General features: G+C 62.1%; 13 protein-coding genes. 1 reads left to right on the top strand and 12 read right to left on the bottom strand.

All coding sequences use genetic code 11. From position 1 onward, the window contains the following. Positions 1-135: 135 nt before the first annotated feature. Complete coding sequence (locus tag CXY80_RS05800; protein ID WP_104131915.1) at positions 136-1,182, bottom strand: substrate-binding domain-containing protein; 1,047 nt, start codon at positions 1,180-1,182, stop codon at positions 136-138. Positions 1,183-1,459: 277 nt separating this feature from the next. Between CXY80_RS05800 and CXY80_RS05805 the strand changes: the two genes are divergently transcribed. Next, the gene (locus CXY80_RS05805) at positions 1,460-2,509 is read left to right on the top strand and encodes a LacI family DNA-binding transcriptional regulator (RefSeq protein WP_158251578.1); all 1,050 of its coding nucleotides are present in this window, start codon (positions 1,460-1,462) and stop codon (positions 2,507-2,509) included. On the opposite strand, the gene CXY80_RS05810 is transcribed toward CXY80_RS05805, so the two are convergent. The 11 genes from CXY80_RS05810 to iolB form a co-directional block, all read right to left on the bottom strand. Beyond that, complete coding sequence (locus CXY80_RS05810; protein ID WP_104131917.1) at positions 2,506-2,949, bottom strand: flavodoxin domain-containing protein; 444 nt, start codon at positions 2,947-2,949, stop codon at positions 2,506-2,508. The two genes, CXY80_RS05805 and CXY80_RS05810, sit on opposite strands and share 4 nt — an antisense overlap. 54 nt (positions 2,950-3,003) lie before the next feature. Beyond that, positions 3,004-4,233 (bottom strand): FAD-dependent oxidoreductase, encoded by a 1,230-nt coding sequence (locus CXY80_RS05815; protein WP_104131918.1) that lies wholly within the window; start codon positions 4,231-4,233, stop codon positions 3,004-3,006. A gap of 168 nt (positions 4,234-4,401) precedes the next feature. Beyond that, positions 4,402-5,145, bottom strand: coding sequence for a creatininase family protein (locus CXY80_RS05820; RefSeq protein ID WP_104131919.1), 744 nt, complete (start codon positions 5,143-5,145; stop codon positions 4,402-4,404). After that, a complete protein-coding gene (locus CXY80_RS05825) occupies positions 5,142-6,116 on the bottom strand; it encodes an aldo/keto reductase (RefSeq protein ID WP_104131920.1) in 975 nt (324 codons plus the stop codon). The genes CXY80_RS05820 and CXY80_RS05825 overlap by 4 nt, the downstream gene beginning before the upstream one ends. Positions 6,117-6,121: 5 nt before the next feature. Beyond that, positions 6,122-7,504: a cytochrome P450 gene (locus CXY80_RS05830; protein WP_104131921.1), complete on the bottom strand. Its 1,383-nt coding sequence runs from the start codon at positions 7,502-7,504 to the stop codon at positions 6,122-6,124. A gap of 82 nt (positions 7,505-7,586) precedes the next feature. Beyond that, positions 7,587-8,369, bottom strand: a complete 783-nt coding sequence (locus tag CXY80_RS05835; RefSeq protein WP_104131922.1) for an SDR family NAD(P)-dependent oxidoreductase — start codon at positions 8,367-8,369, stop codon at positions 7,587-7,589. Between the two features lie 128 nt (positions 8,370-8,497). Continuing rightward, on the bottom strand, positions 8,498-9,361 hold the full coding sequence (locus tag CXY80_RS05840; RefSeq protein ID WP_104131923.1) for a sugar phosphate isomerase/epimerase: 864 nt from the start codon (positions 9,359-9,361) through the stop codon (positions 8,498-8,500). A gap of 31 nt (positions 9,362-9,392) precedes the next feature. Then, entirely contained in the window at positions 9,393-10,406 is a 1,014-nt protein-coding gene (locus CXY80_RS05845; RefSeq protein WP_104131924.1) for a Gfo/Idh/MocA family protein, read from the bottom strand. A gap of 47 nt (positions 10,407-10,453) precedes the next feature. Continuing rightward, complete coding sequence (locus CXY80_RS05850; protein ID WP_104131925.1) at positions 10,454-11,368, bottom strand: sugar phosphate isomerase/epimerase; 915 nt, start codon at positions 11,366-11,368, stop codon at positions 10,454-10,456. A 2-nt stretch (positions 11,369-11,370) separates the two neighbouring features. Next, positions 11,371-13,278 carry a 3D-(3,5/4)-trihydroxycyclohexane-1,2-dione acylhydrolase (decyclizing) gene (iolD, locus tag CXY80_RS05855; protein WP_104131926.1) on the bottom strand — a complete coding sequence of 636 codons (1,908 nt, stop codon included), beginning with the start codon at positions 13,276-13,278 and terminating at the stop codon, positions 11,371-11,373. 48 nt (positions 13,279-13,326) lie between these two features. Beyond that, positions 13,327-14,232 (bottom strand): 5-deoxy-glucuronate isomerase, encoded by a 906-nt coding sequence (gene iolB, locus CXY80_RS05860; protein WP_104131927.1) that lies wholly within the window; start codon positions 14,230-14,232, stop codon positions 13,327-13,329. Between the last annotated feature and the right edge of the window lie 7 nt (positions 14,233-14,239).

Here is a 14,239-nt window from a genome sequence, read left to right on the forward strand (position 1 = left end):
GAAGGTGCCGGGAAGTTTTTGAGGTGTGGGCTGGAACCAGGGCCGATCGACGAACTGGCGATCGGCCCTGGCCTCTGTGATTGAACTACAAACGCGTGGAGCTACTGACTAATGCCAGCCATGCCGCGCCACTAACTACCAGCGGATGCCCTGAAGGTCCTCAGCTTCGATGTTGCCGACGTTGTCCTTCGTGATCAGACCGGTACCACCAGAGTTGATGTTGGCCGGCGAGAAGCCGAAGTCCATCGAGAGCACACCCTGCATGGTGGACTGGAAGCCCTGAACATAGCCCTGCTGGTCGGCGGTGGCGAGAATGACGCCGTCCTTGAGACCCTGAACGATCTGGGGAGCCGTGTCGAAACCAATGACCGCCACGTCGCTGAGGCCAGCGGCCTCGAGAGCGGCAGGCAGGTTGCGGTGCGGCGTGCCACCGACCGGGATAACAGCCTTGACGTCGGGGTTCGCAACGAGCCACGAGGTCAGTGCGTCGAGCGCACCGGCGTCGTCGCCGCCGACACGGAGCCACTGGTCCTGGGGAAGTACGCCGATGCCGGCCTCGTCGAGAACGTCAAAGGCTCCGCCTCCACGCTGGAGTGCGTACGGCTGGTCGGGCTCTTCTGCCGTGATCAGCACCTTGTCACCACTGCTGACTTTGCCGGAGTCGAGGAGCGCCTGACCAACGATGCCGCCGACCTCGTAGAAGTCCTGGCCGACAAATCCGGAGACACATTCGCCGGCAGTATCGGGGGCCGGAACATTGTAGGAGACCACGGTGATGCCGGCATCGTGTGCCTGACAGGCCACATCGACCCAGGCCTCGCCCTCGTTGAACGGCATGAAGATCACGGCTGGATTAGTAGCGATTGCGGTCTGAACCAAGGTAACCATGGTTGCCGGGTCGGCATCGGCAGTCTGGTGGGTGAGCTTGAGGTTGCCGAGTTTGGCGGCATCCTCGGCACCGGCGAGAATCTGCGCCCAGAAGGCGTCTGATGCCGGGTTGTAGTAGGTAATGAAGTAAGCATCGCGGTTTTCGGCGCGGGAGCCGAATCCCGACTCGAGGCCGGAAGTGCTGGAAGCGGCCGATGTCGTTTCGGTTGCAGTGCAGGCGGCCAAGCCAAGCATGGCCGTGCTTGCGATAGCCACGGCGACCAGGCCGCGCTTGGTGTTGAGATTGAGTTTCACGTCGTTGTGTCCCTTTCAAAAGAACGGAGTGTGATTTGTACTGTCCTGCCGGGGGAAGAGCAGCTGCACTGCAAATAACTGACGGTAACGGGGGGACCGGGTGGCGACAGATTCTTTGTTAGGACATTCTTACGTCATAAACTCGAGCGGCACAAGTCCTGAAATTACCCAGTTGAGATTCCGTTACCAAACGGTGACAAACGGCACGGCAAAATCTGCCAAAACTCCGCCTCAGGACGGGGACGTTACGATGAACTTTGCACCGAAAGGAACCACAGTGACCGAATCGTCATCCGCGCCATCGCCGCGCGATGGCCCGCGGCCCGCAACAATGGCCGATGTCGCAGAACGGGTCGGCGTGTCTCGCCAGCTCGTGGGGCTCGTGTTTCAAAACGCTGCCGGCGTCGGCGCCGATACCCGCGAAAGAATTTTGGAGGCCGCGCGGGTAATGGGCTACAGTCCGAACACGGCGGCCCGCGCCCTGCGCGCCGGTTCGACCAAATACATCGGGGTCATCTTCGATCCCGCCCATTCAGCCCCGGTCGAAATCATCGAGTGGCTCTATGCTTACGCCCACGAATCCGGCTACCAGCTTGTGGTGAGTGCGCTGACACCGATCAGGGACGAAAGCGAGGCGATTACCGAGATCGTCGGCCATCGCTGCGAAGCGCTCATCCTGATCGCCCCACGCTCGTCACCGGAGTTGCTGCGTCGCGTTGCCGGGCAAATTTCCATTGTGGTCATCGGTCGGGGCATCCCCGACAGTGAATTCGACCTCGTTCGCTCGCAGGGCGACAGCGGAATCGAATCCGTCGTCGTGCACCTGGCTGGCCTCGGCCATACCGACATCGTCTACGTACACGGCGTCGACATGTTGGATGGCGCCTTGCGACTCTCCGGCTACCGTACGGCTGCGCAGCGGCTCGCCCTCACCGAGCAGATCCTCGAAGTTCGGGGAGACTACACCGAAGAATGCGGGGCGAGAGCTGCGCGCATCCTGCTCGCCCGCGAGGTTCTCCCGACCGCCATCGTCTGCAGCAACGACCAGGCTGCCCTCGGTCTCAGCCACACCCTGGCGGCCGCCGAGGTGTGTATTCCAGCGGATGTCTCGATCACCGGATTCGACGACAGTCGCGTCGCCCGCCTGTCGTTCATGAATCTCACGACGGTTCGCCAAGACCCAAGAGAGGTCGGCGAGGCTGCCATAGCTGCCGCCATAAGCCGGATCACCGGCACTCGTGTGACGGGCACCGAAGTCTTCACCAGCGCCCGGCTCGTCGTTCGCGGCAGCACAGCCGTACCGTCACGGCCGCCCGCGAGTTTTTAGACCACTACGAGAAGTTCGCGGGCCCATTCGATCGCGCCGTCGTTCGGAAGCGATCCATCGCAGGCGTCATGACGGCCGTAGACCCCCACGCGCTCGGCGCCAAGTTCGGTGAATAGACGGTCAATGATTTCACTGCCCTGACTGTACGTTTCGTAGGTGCTGTTACCGAGTCCGAACATTGCATAGCGGATGCCGGACAGGTCCGGCATCTCGCTATTGAGTGCCTCCAGCAGGGGCTTGGCACCGCCCGGGAGCTCTCCGTCGCCGTGGGTGGAACAGACGACGAGATAGAAGTCTTCGGTGCTGAAGTCGGCGACGTCGAAATCCGACATGTCGTAGACGGAGACGTCGCGGTCTCCCTCCAACTCGGCGGCCAGGTCTTCGGCGACCAATTCGGCGTTGCCGGATTCGGTTCCGTACAGGATGACGGTTGTGCTCATGAACGTTCCTTTTTTGATGGGTGAATGTGCGATGGCAGTGCTGGCATTTCAGGGTCAAAACTTCAGTCCGACGAACCCGGGCTTCCCCGGAGCAAATTCGCCGGTGTCGGCAGCGACAACGATTGCGTCGGCCACCATCTTCGCGTCGGTGCGGTTGGCCGGAATGGTGCCCTGCGGCCCCCGGCGGAGCCAGCCGACGCAGTACAAGCCCGCTCCGAGACGTCCAATTTCGAGGTTACTGTCGTGCGATTCGTGCGCTTGGCGACGCAGCGGAGCATCCGCTGATTCGAGAAATCCAATGGCCGTGAGAACGGAATCCGCTGCCAGGCGCACTTTCGGCCGGCTTACATCAGTGCTGCGCAGCATAACGCCCGCAACCGAGTCGACTCCGTCGATTCCTTCTGGCACCCAGCCGAAATGAAAACGTACGGTGCGCACATCCGCCTGATCAGATTGCTCGATGAGGCTGACGATGGCATCCCGTTTCGCGGCGTCCCCTGGCGCTGCGTCCCCCGGCTCGGAATCCACGCCGTCCAGCTCACCGGGGTCGGCCAAAAAACGCACGCTAGTTATTTTTTCCAGTTCGCGAATCATGGCGGAATCGAATTTGGCCCGGGGCAGGCTGGATCGACCAATGACGTCAATGTGGCGAACTGGCCCGGCGGTGATGGCGTTGACAACGTCGTCGGGCACCCCATGACCTCGAAGATCATCCGCCGACATCAGAAGCATTCGCACCAGATCGATGGCCACATTGCCCTGCCCGACGATCGCCACTCGCGATCCCAACACCACACCAGCAGCACTCTCGTCTGGGTGACCGTTGATGAGGCGAGTGAGCCGCCCGGAGCCGTAGACTCCGGCTAAGGCTGTACCGACCAGCGGCCCGTTCGCCACCGAGCCGGGGATGTCGAGGGCCCGATCCGCCGACAGCCCGGTGGCCAGCACAACGACGCTGAACGCTGCGCGCAGCTGGTCAACGCTTAAATGACGGCCGATTTCGGTGCCCCCGAGAAAACGCACGCCGCCCTGTTCAAACAGGCGGTCAAACTGACGGGTCACTGCTTTCGTGCCGACGTGGTCTGGCGCCACCCCATAGCGCACGAGACCGTATGGCAGATCCAGTCGATCGAAGATCACGATTTCGGAAGCTGGCCAGTGCTTGCGCAAGAAATGCGCCACGTAACAGCCCGCCGGCCCACTACCGACAATGGCGACGGAGTGCGCTGCACGAGTGGGCACGACGGATACCCCGGTGACGGCCGAGATTTCGCTCCTGGGCATACGCGCTGCTCCCTTGCAGTGTTTCAGGGGTGAAATCGACGATTTTCAGATCCGACGAAAACACCAATTCAAACTTTGTCAGGTCAACATAGCATTATTTCCTAGCACGTGCTAGTGATTGGTAAAATTGCCGTCAGGGTAGATCTGCATTTGGCGTTGTTGCACCGATCAAGCCATGTGCTTTACAACCTGATTGCTGAGCCACCCGACAAGAAACTCGCGTAGGAGACCGCTGCTTGATAGTTCCAGACGTCGCGGGTCCGGACCGAAAATTCCCCACAACGGATGCGTGGAGTCATGGCGATGAAGACCCTGGTCGTCATCATTCGGGTCAACCGCTGGATTAGTGTCAACAGCCGGTAGCCGGTCGAGGTGCACCAGCTCGGGCCAGAACGAGTGCAACAGGGTCGTCTCGAACACTCCGGCGTGGTCGGGGGAGATAGGTGCATCGGTGCACCGGTTCACTCCGGTGGCCAAGACCCGCATGGTGGGGGTCCCCGCGCTGTTCCACTCGGCAGCCAGCGCGTCGATCAGGTCGAGCTGTTCGTTTGGAAAATGACCAGTAAACAGCACAGCCTGCTGCACACCGAAATCACTCAATCGTTGCAGGGTGTGCTGCAGGTTTGACCGGATCGCGCTCTCTGTTGGCATCATGATCGTCCACGGATAAGCGGAATGCCCTCCTCCGGTGCCTTGATACAACGGCGGGAGGACCAAGCCGCCAGTGCATCGCGCGGCGTCCATACACAGACCATGGGCGGTCAGAGCATCGAGGCCGACCGGCAGGTGCGAACTATGAAATTCAATCGTTCCCAGCGGCAGATACACAATCGGTGCCTGAGCAACGGCGGCGTCGAGTTCGGCGGGAGACAGGTATTCGACTTGAACCTGTCGGGGTTTCGCGTCGCTCATTTGTAATAGTTTCTGGTCCAGTTGTGCTGCGCGAGCTGGTCGAGAAGTTCCTGGCGGAACGGCTGGCCATCGGAGTACGCGGCGTTACGTTCTACGTTTTTCCGGGTGCTCATTCCCGCGATGACGGTCGAGACCTCGGGCGAACTCAGGGTATATCGCATCGCCGCCTCTGCGAGGGTCGGGTAATACGGTGCGCACACTGCTTTCAACGCTTCGACGTGTTCCAGAGTTTCGGCGAACCGGCCACCACGGAACATTTCATGCTGCTGCGAGCCGACCTCCCACGAGTCGTAGGTGGCGGGAGTCCACGCACCGCTGAGGGAACCCGAGTCAAAAGCAACCCGGTCAATGAATGCGGTGTTCGTTCGAGCTCCTGCAGGGAACAAGTTGGTGACCGGGCGTTGTTCGAACAAGTTGAAAATAACCTGAATGGAGTCGACCAGGCCGAGGCGTGCCAGCTCGACCCCTTCATCGGGGCGGTAGTCCCGAATGGAGACCCCGATCTTGTCGATCTTTCCTTCAACACGCAGGGCGTTGAGGGTTTCCAGCCAGTCGAGATTGTTCAGTCCATCGGTGACCCAGCAGTGCAGTTGGAGAAGATCAAGCTGCTCGACACCGAGCCGCTTCAACGCGAGCTCTACGCCTTTGCGCAGGTGCCATTCGGGATAGCGGCCACGCATCTGTGGGTTGTCTTCGTCGGCGTTGGGCCAGCGGGTCGGCTGAATTTTGGTGGCAACGTAGATGCGGTCCCCATCCCAGCGGCGAAGAGATTCGCCGATCACTTCTTCGCTGTGTCCGGCGCCATAGAACTCGGCGGTGTCGACAAAGTTGATGCCGAGGGCGTACGCCGTCAGAAGGGTCGCGATTGACTCTTCATCATCGACCTGGCCCCATTGGCCGCCGAGCTGCCATGCGCCGAACGAGATCTCGCTGACATCCCATCCTGTTTTGCCAAAAGAGCGATATTGCATGGGGGTTACCGTCCAATTCCTAGAGTGAAGTGCTGATGGGCGACGCCGCTGCCGGGCGCGGCAAATTCGACAGGAAGAACGGAGAAACCACGCACCAACTGCTTCACCCACCGTTCAGGAGAGCCGACAATACGAATATCGGGCCCCGTCACCAGCTCCTCGACCATGATTTTTGCAGCCAAACGGGCGAACGGCGCGCCCATGCAAGCGTGAATGCCTTCACCGAACGACATGATGCGGTTCTTCGGCGTGAATTCCCGACTGATATCGAAAACGTCCGGGTCCGGATACACGCGTTCGTCCCGGTTCGCGGACCCCTGCAAATACATCACCCGGGAATCGGCCGGAATGGTGACCCCGGCGATCACGATCTCCTCCGTGGTTTGTCGCGACACATTCTGGCCCGGTGTTTCGTACCGCAACGTCTCCTCAACAAACGCTGTAATCAACTCGGGGTGAGCGCGCAAATGTCCTTGCAGACGCGGAAATTTATCCAAGACATAAACCAGATTGGTGAGCAGGGCTGCCGGGGCATCGCTGGCGGCAGAGAGGATGAGATGGGCTAAGCCGTCCTGCTCAGCTTCGAAGACTTTCCCCTTCTGGGAGGCCAGTAAAATCTGGGTGTACGCGTCAGAGCCGGTTGTCTCGGCGCCAGCCTCGATCGCGGCACGGCGTTCGGCGAAACGGCGCGCGAGAAGTTCTTCGGTTTCTCCGTTTGCTACCGCCGCGTCAGCCGGGATGCCGTATTTGCCTACCGTTCGTTCCATTGCGCGCCACAGGTGTTCCACGAAGGCTGTGTTGTCCTCTGCCGGCGAGCCGAGCAAAGAGATGCCCATACCGATAGACATGGGCAGTGCGAAGTCGGTGGCGAAATCGCCGCCACCCTTGGCATACATGTCAGCCAGAAGGCTGCGCGTGAACGTGCGAACGCCCTCTTCCTTGGCCAGGATTTCGCGAGCTGCGAAGGTGCGACGGATGGCTGCTCGCAGGTTGGTGTGGCGGGGAGGGTCCTCGGCGACGAGCATTCCGGCACCGTAAGAGTCATGCGTTCCATCGATGTCGTTCCCGAGACAGTTCACCAGCTGGGCGTTGTTGGCCAGGCCGGCTCGCACATCGTCGTAGCGGGAGACGACATATATTTCCCGGTCCGGGTTGAAATAGACCGGGGCAGCATCGCGCAACCGTTTATACGTGTCGTAGGGGTGGTCATAGACCGCGTAGGACAACGGGTCGTAGTGAACCGTGAGATCCGACGGTCGAACGGCGCCCTGTGTAGTGACAGTATCGGTTTCCAGCGGCCTCGCGGACTCACCAATTACTTCGGGGAGCGTGGCTTCGAGATGCGGACATCCGTGCCCGGCGGCTCCTAGCTGAGGATTTTCTGTCATGACGCTCCTTCGCGGCAATGTGGGGTACCAGCGTGATATTTCACGCTCGGGTGATAGGAACGCTGCGATTGACCAGCGAACCCTAGGAGGGAGGTCGTGGAGTCCCGCTGGAAGCCGTCGTGCCGCCGTCGACGGGCAGTATGACGCCCGTAATGTAGGCGGCGTCAGGACTGGCCAGAAACAAGGCGGCCCTGGCGATGTCGTTCGGTGTGGCGGGTCGGTCCAGTGCCAGTCGGTCACGCAGTGCTGACCAGAAAACCGGGTCGTCCAGCCGTTCCTGCGTCTGCTGAGTCGATGTGAAAGCCGGCGCAATGGCGTTGACTCGCACCCTGTCACGACCAAGGTCAAGTGCCAGGCTTTGCACGAAGGCATTGACGGCGCCTTTCGTTGCGTTGTAGCCCACCTGCTGCCAGTCACCACCGATGCCTGCGATTGATGAGATCGCTGTGAACGACCCGCGAGACTCCCGCAACGCCGGTACAGCGGCTCGGGCTAGGTGGATCATTCCGTCAATGTTGATCGACCGCATTCGCTCCCACGATTCATTCGTGAGTTCATCAATGGTTCCAGGCTCAGACAGGCCGGCGTTGGCGATAACGGCATCGAGTCCGCCCCAGACCTCAGTGGCGGCGCGCACCGCCATCTCGACATCGGCGCGCACCGCCATGTCGCCCTCGATGATCAGGGAACAGTCGGAGGCGAAGTCCTTCACGGTCTCTCGGAGCGCCTCAGCGCGGCGACCCGCAACCGTTACTCGTGCACCCTGTTCGAGAAACGCCCGCGCAATCGCGCGTCCAATCCCCGACCCAGCGCCGGTGACCAGTAGACGAGTTCCGTCATAGGGATACCTGGCCCAGGCGATCATAATGCGTTCGTTTCGAGATCGAGATCGAGATCGAGATTTAGTAGATAAAGCAATCGTTTCACCAGCGCGCGCGAATGACATTTGCGATTCATGACCTGCTCGGATTCCCTTTAAGCCGACGCATGGATTTAGGTGATCGAATCCGTCATCACTTCGCGCTGGTAAATAGCGGTCGCGGCGGCAGTTTCGTCCTCGGCGAAGACGCTTGAGACCATGACCGTGTCTGCACGGTCGAGGAATCCGATCTCCTTCAGGCCACCGAAGAATTCGCTCCAGTTCACGTCGCCGTCGCCGATTTTCAGGTGCTGGTGCACCCGCACGGCATTACCGGGCGGGTTGGTGATGTAGCGCAGGCCGTGGGAGGCGTGGTGGTTCATGGTGTCGGAGACGTGCACCAGGCCGAGTCTGTCACCGGCGGCACGCATGATCTCGAGGGGGCTGTTGCCGTAGTGGAACGTGTGTGACGCCACATAAACAAACCCGACGTTCTTCGAGTTAATGCCGCGAATCACCCGCAGCGCCGCGAGGGCATCTTCGACGAAGTCGTCGGGGTGCGGATCGATCAGCACCCGGATTCCCTCGCGCTCGATGATGGGAACGAGCTCCTCCATCGATCGGTAGAACGCCCGTTCCGATTCCTCCGCGAGCTCGGGCCGACCGCTGAATTCAGTGTTCATGGTGTCGACCCCGAGCTCCACCGTGATCTGGATCGCGCGCTTCCAGTACCGCACCGCTGCCTCCCGTGCGTCTTCGTCTGGGCCCGACCAACGCAGAACCGGCAGAACGGATGCGACGCTCACCCCGGCATCCGTGCACGCCTTCTTGAACGCCTGCACGAGCTCGTCGTCGGCCTTCGGGTGGTTGAAGAACGGGATGAAATCGGCGTGCGGCGTGAGCTGCAGCCACTCATAGCCGAGGTCAGCGGCGAGGCGGGGAAACTCCAGCAGCGAATGCGAGTGGTGGAACGGGGTGGGGTCGAGTGCGATCTTCACGGGTGGCCTTTCGAAAGCTGGTAGGTGAAGGCTAGTTGTAGAAGGCGGGGCGCTCGGCGTAGACAACGTCGACGAGCTCACCCGTCGTCAGGGCGGTCACTCCGGCGGCGCAGGCGGCGGAAGCGAGGTAGCCATCCCACGCGCTTGGCCCGTCGATCTCGCCGCGCTTGGTGGCGTTCACCCAGCGCTGGATCTGGCTGTCGTATGCGGCAGCGAACCGGGTCTTGAAGGTCGCGTTTTCGACTCCACCGTAACGGCCGTCCTGCCACAGGGTCATTCCGGCGGTGCGGCCGATCTCGGCGATCCCCTTCTGGAAGACAGCCTCGGTCTTGACCTGGTAGCCGAACTGCACGCTGACGTTCATCTCGACGTTGGCCAGCACACCGCTCGCGGTGTACAGCAGCACGAAGATGGGCTCGTTGAGGTGATCGGGCGAGAGCGTGTTGCGCTTGCCGTGCTTGACCTCGATCGCGACAATCGGCGAGTCGGTGAGAAAGCGCACCACGTCGATCTCGTGCACGACGGAGTCTTCAATGAGCATGCTGTTGGTGTATGCGTCGGGCACACTTCCATTGCGGTGGGCGCAGTTGAGGGCAAGGAGCTCCCCCGCAGTGCCGGCGGCGATCAGGTCGCGTAGCTCCATGTACTCCGCATCGAACCGGCGCATGAAACCCACCTGGATAAGCTTCTTGCCGGTCGCCTGCTCCGCTTCGAGGATGCGCAGTGACGCCTCGGGCGTCGGAGTCAGCGGCTTCTCGCACAGAATCGGGATGCCAGCCGTGAGAGCGGGGAAAAGCACCGGTTCGTGAAACTGGCCGGGTGTGGCGATAAGCACGGCGTCGACGATTCCGGCAGCGAGGGCGTCTTCCAGCTTGGTGAAGTGCACCGCGCCGGGGGCGTGCGCGAGGGCAGCCTGGGCGCGCCCTTCATCGGGTTCGACGATGGCGCTCACACGAGCTCCAGCGATGCGTTCGGTGATGCGGATGACGTGGTCGGCCCCCATGAGACCGGCACCGACGACGGCAATTTTCAGATCAGACATGATTTTTCCTTCGAAACTTTTGGGGATGGGAAGAGAACGGATGCTGCGGCTTAGCGGATGCGCGCGGCCTGGGTGCAGCTGAAGATGTGCTCGCGCGTGCGCTGGGCGATCGGGAACGGAAAGTCGATGGCGCAGCCGTACATGTCCTGCTCGATGATGGCGAACATGTCCGGGTTGATTTCGGCAGCCTTTTCAATGATCGGTGCCAGCTCCGGCACGCCCTCGAAACCGGGTTCGGTCATGACGCCGAGCGCCACGGCTTCAACGAACGGCATGTCGTTCTTCAGCACGTCGGCCAGAATGTTGGGTTCGACCTGCTTGAGGTGCAGGTAGCCGATGCGGTCGGGGTACGCCGTCATGAGTTTGACGTTGTCGCCCAGGTAGTACGCAAAGTGTCCCGTGTCGAGGCACAGGTTTGTGAAGGCCTGGTCGGTCTCCTGCAGAAAGCGTTCGACCTCACGGTAGGTGCCGACGTGGCTGTCCGCGTGCGAGTGGAACTGCTGCTTGATTCCGTACTCTTCGAGCAGGGCCTGGCCGAGCTTGTCGTGGCCGGCGGCGAGCTTCTTCCACTGGTCGTTGTCAAGGTTGCGCGATTCGAGCACCTCAGCCGTGGCATCGGAACGCCACAGGTCCGGGATCACGACGAGGTGCTCGACACCCAACTGGGAGACCAATCCAGCAACGTCGAGGGCCTGGTCCCAGGCGCGCTTCCACTGGTCCTCCCCCTTGTGAAAACCGGTGAAGACGGTGCCGGCCGACAGCTTGAGGTCACGCTTGGCCAGCTCATCCGCGAGCTGGGCCGGGTCGGTGGGGAGGTACCCGAACGGGCCGAGTTCCAGCCAGTGGTAGCCGGCCGCCTGCACCTCGTCGAGAAATCGTGCCCACGGAATCTGCTTGGGGTCGTTCGGAAACCAGACGCCCCACGAGTCGGGAGCGGTGCCGATGCGAATCTGTGATTCCGACATGACTAGTTGTTCCTTTCAACGGCGCCAGCACCGAGGTGCGGCTTCTGGTTGGTCTTGTGTCCGAGGTACTCGATGCGAGCGGCCGTGGTGCTGTCGAGGGTAGAGGTTTCGGCCACCGGAACGTCCCACCAGCCTTCACCATCGGGTGCATAGAGCCGCGGGTCGTTGTTGATGTGAATCATGGTGGCGCGGGTCGAAGCCTTGGCCGTCTTCATGGCGGCGGAGAGCTCGGTGATCGCGTTGGCGGTGGGTTCGATGGAGATGACGTCGAGGCCGTAGCTCGCGGCGTTCGCGGCCAGATCGATCGGCAAAATCTCGCCCTGCTCGAAGTTGTTACCGGCTTTGTCCTGGTAGCGGTACAGGGTTCCGTAGCGCTGCGAACCGACGTCTTCGCTGAGGTGGCCGATCGACGCGTAGCCGTGGTTCTGAATGAGAACGATGATGAATTTGATGCCTTCGGCAACGGCCGAGACGATCTCGGAGTGCATCATGAGGTACGAACCGTCACCGACCATCACGATGGAGTCGCGGGTCGTGTCGGCCCGGGCCACTCCGATTCCGCCGGCGATTTCGTAACCCATGCAGGAGAAGGCATATTCCACGTGGTAGCCGAGGTCGTCGCGCACCCGCCAGAGCTTGTGCAGGTCGCCGGGGAGCGAACCGGCGGCGCACACAATAACGTCGCGAGGGTCTGAGGCCTGCTGCACGGCGCCGATGATCTCGGCCTGACTCGGCAGCGCCAGCCGCCGGTCCACGAATGAATCGTCGACGGCGGCATCCCAAGTGGCCTTCTCGCGGGTGTAGCCGGAGACGAAATCGACCGAGACGTGGAATCCATCGAGGGCCTCGGTGAGCTCAAGAAGTGACTCACGGGCATCCGCTACGACCGGAATGGCGCTGCCGTGCTTGAACGCGTCGAAGGAGGCGATGTTGATGTTGATGAAGCGCACGTCCGCGTTCTGGAACGCTGTGCGGCTCGCGGCGGTGAAATCACTGTAACGCGTGCCGATGCCGATGATCAGATCGGCCTGGGCCGCGGCGCGGTTCGCCGCCGTGGTGCCCGTGGCGCCGACCGAACCGAGGTTCTGCGGGTGGTCCCAGGTGAGCGACCCCATGCCGGCCTGCGACAGGCCCACCGGGATGCCCGTTGCCTCGACGAATTCGCGCAGGGCTGCGGCAGCGTCGGAGTAGATCACGCCGCCGCCGGCGACGATCATCGGGCGCTTCGCGAGGGAGATGGCCCTGGCCACCTCGGCGATGATGCCACGGTCGGGTCGGGGGCGACGGATGTGCCATTCCCGGTCGGCGAGGAATTCCGGCGGCACCTCAACGAGTTCGGCCTGAACATCTTCGGGGAGGGAGATGGTGACGGCGCCGGTCTCCACCGGGTCGGTGAGCACACGCATCGCGCCGAGCGCGGCCGAGAACAGCTGCTCGGGCCGGTTCACCCGGTCGAAGAATCGCGACAGCGGCTTGAAGGCGTCGTTGACGCTCATGCTCGCGTCGTGCGGCAACTCGAGCTGCTGCAGCACCGGGTCAGAGACGCGAGTCGCGAAAGTGTCAGAGGGCAGCAGCAGCACCGGCAGCCGGTTGGTCGTCGCGACGGCCGCACCGGTCAGCATGTTGGTGGCGCCCGGACCGACGGATGCCGCGCAGGCGAAAGTGGATCGGCGGCGGGTCATACGCGAGTAGGCGATGGATTCGTGCACCATCCCCTGCTCGTTGCGCGCCTGGTGATACGGCATCAGCGTGGGGTCCTGGACGGAGAGCTGTTTGAGGGCCTGGCCGATGCCGGCGACGTTCCCATGACCGAAAATGCCGAAGGTGCCGACGATCGTGCGCTCACGCACATCGCCATCGACCGTGTACTGGTGGGCCAGAAACTCGATGAGTGCCTGGCTGACTGTCATGCGACGGGTAGTCACTACGCTGTGTCCTTTCGGGGTGCTGCGGTGAAGTTAGGAAGTATAAGGAAGCCGGGAATCGAATTCCTGACCCACCCAGGTATCCCGAATCCAGCCGTGCGCCGGATCATCGCTGATGCGCCATGATCGGTCGGGATCCGGCCCGGCCATCACGTTGAGGTAGTAGAGGTCATAGCCAGGCGCTGCGACGCAGGGCCCGTGCCAGCCGAAGGGAACGAGTGCGACGTCGCCGGTGTGCACTTCAGCCATGATGTCGATCGCTCCGGCCTTGGAAGAGTATGTGCGCATGAGGCCGAAGGGGAGCGCCGTCTCCGGCGCATTCTGGCCGCGGGTGACGGCACTCTCGAAGTAGTAGATCTCCTCGAGGCGCGACTCCACGCCCTCCTGGTATTCGTCGTGCTTGTGCGGCGGGTAGCTCGACCAGTTCTCGGCCGGGGTGATCACCTCACACACGATCAATCGGTCGGCCGTGAGGCTGGCCGGGGTGCCGAAGTTGTGCACCTGACGGCTGGAGCGACCGGCCCCGCGCAACTCGATCGGGACATCCGCTTTCGGAATATACGTCACCGGCAGCACCTGGTCGGTCGGCGCTTCGGCCACCGCCACCCGCCCAGCGCCTTCAATCGAAAGAGCCGTGCCGGTGGGCAGGTAGAGCGTGTCGGTGGGTCCGTGAAAAACGGAAGCCCGTCCTGCGAGAACCTGCACTCGCACCTCGGTCTCCCCCGCCAGGGTGTAGCGCACCGTGAACGACCCGGCGAGGGGAACCACGATGCGTTCGACGGCTTCAGCTGCCAGGGCCGCGGAGTTACCCTCGGCCAGGGAGGCGACGCGGATACCGGTATAACGCCATCCGCTGATAGCGGTGTCGACGACGGTTTCCCAGCCGTCACGCTCGAGGGAGCCCCGGGCATAGAACCAGTCAGCGGATGGCGTTGTCATGGCGTGG

Origin of the sequence: Cryobacterium sp. M91 (assembly GCF_002929615.1) — a bacterium.
Taxonomy (GTDB): Bacteria; Actinomycetota; Actinomycetes; order Actinomycetales; family Microbacteriaceae; genus Cryobacterium; species Cryobacterium levicorallinum.

What these genes read in the sequence shown, in the direction of transcription:
- CXY80_RS05835 (WP_104131922.1), bottom strand. Translation starts at nt 8,369, where the DNA reads ATGATCGCCTGGGCCAGGTATCCCTATGACGGAACTCGTCTACTGGTC.
- iolB (WP_104131927.1), bottom strand. Translation starts at nt 14,232, where the DNA reads ATGACAACGCCATCCGCTGACTGGTTCTATGCCCGGGGCTCCCTCGAG.
- CXY80_RS05850 (WP_104131925.1), bottom strand. Translation starts at nt 11,368, where the DNA reads ATGTCGGAATCACAGATTCGCATCGGCACCGCTCCCGACTCGTGGGGC.
- CXY80_RS05825 (WP_104131920.1), bottom strand. Translation starts at nt 6,116, where the DNA reads ATGCAATATCGCTCTTTTGGCAAAACAGGATGGGATGTCAGCGAGATC.
- CXY80_RS05815 (WP_104131918.1), bottom strand. Translation starts at nt 4,233, where the DNA reads ATGCCCAGGAGCGAAATCTCGGCCGTCACCGGGGTATCCGTCGTGCCC.
- CXY80_RS05830 (WP_104131921.1), bottom strand. Translation starts at nt 7,504, where the DNA reads ATGACAGAAAATCCTCAGCTAGGAGCCGCCGGGCACGGATGTCCGCAT.
- iolD (WP_104131926.1), bottom strand. Translation starts at nt 13,278, where the DNA reads ATGACAGTCAGCCAGGCACTCATCGAGTTTCTGGCCCACCAGTACACG.
- CXY80_RS05810 (WP_104131917.1), bottom strand. Translation starts at nt 2,949, where the DNA reads ATGAGCACAACCGTCATCCTGTACGGAACCGAATCCGGCAACGCCGAA.
- CXY80_RS05820 (WP_104131919.1), bottom strand. Translation starts at nt 5,145, where the DNA reads ATGAGCGACGCGAAACCCCGACAGGTTCAAGTCGAATACCTGTCTCCC.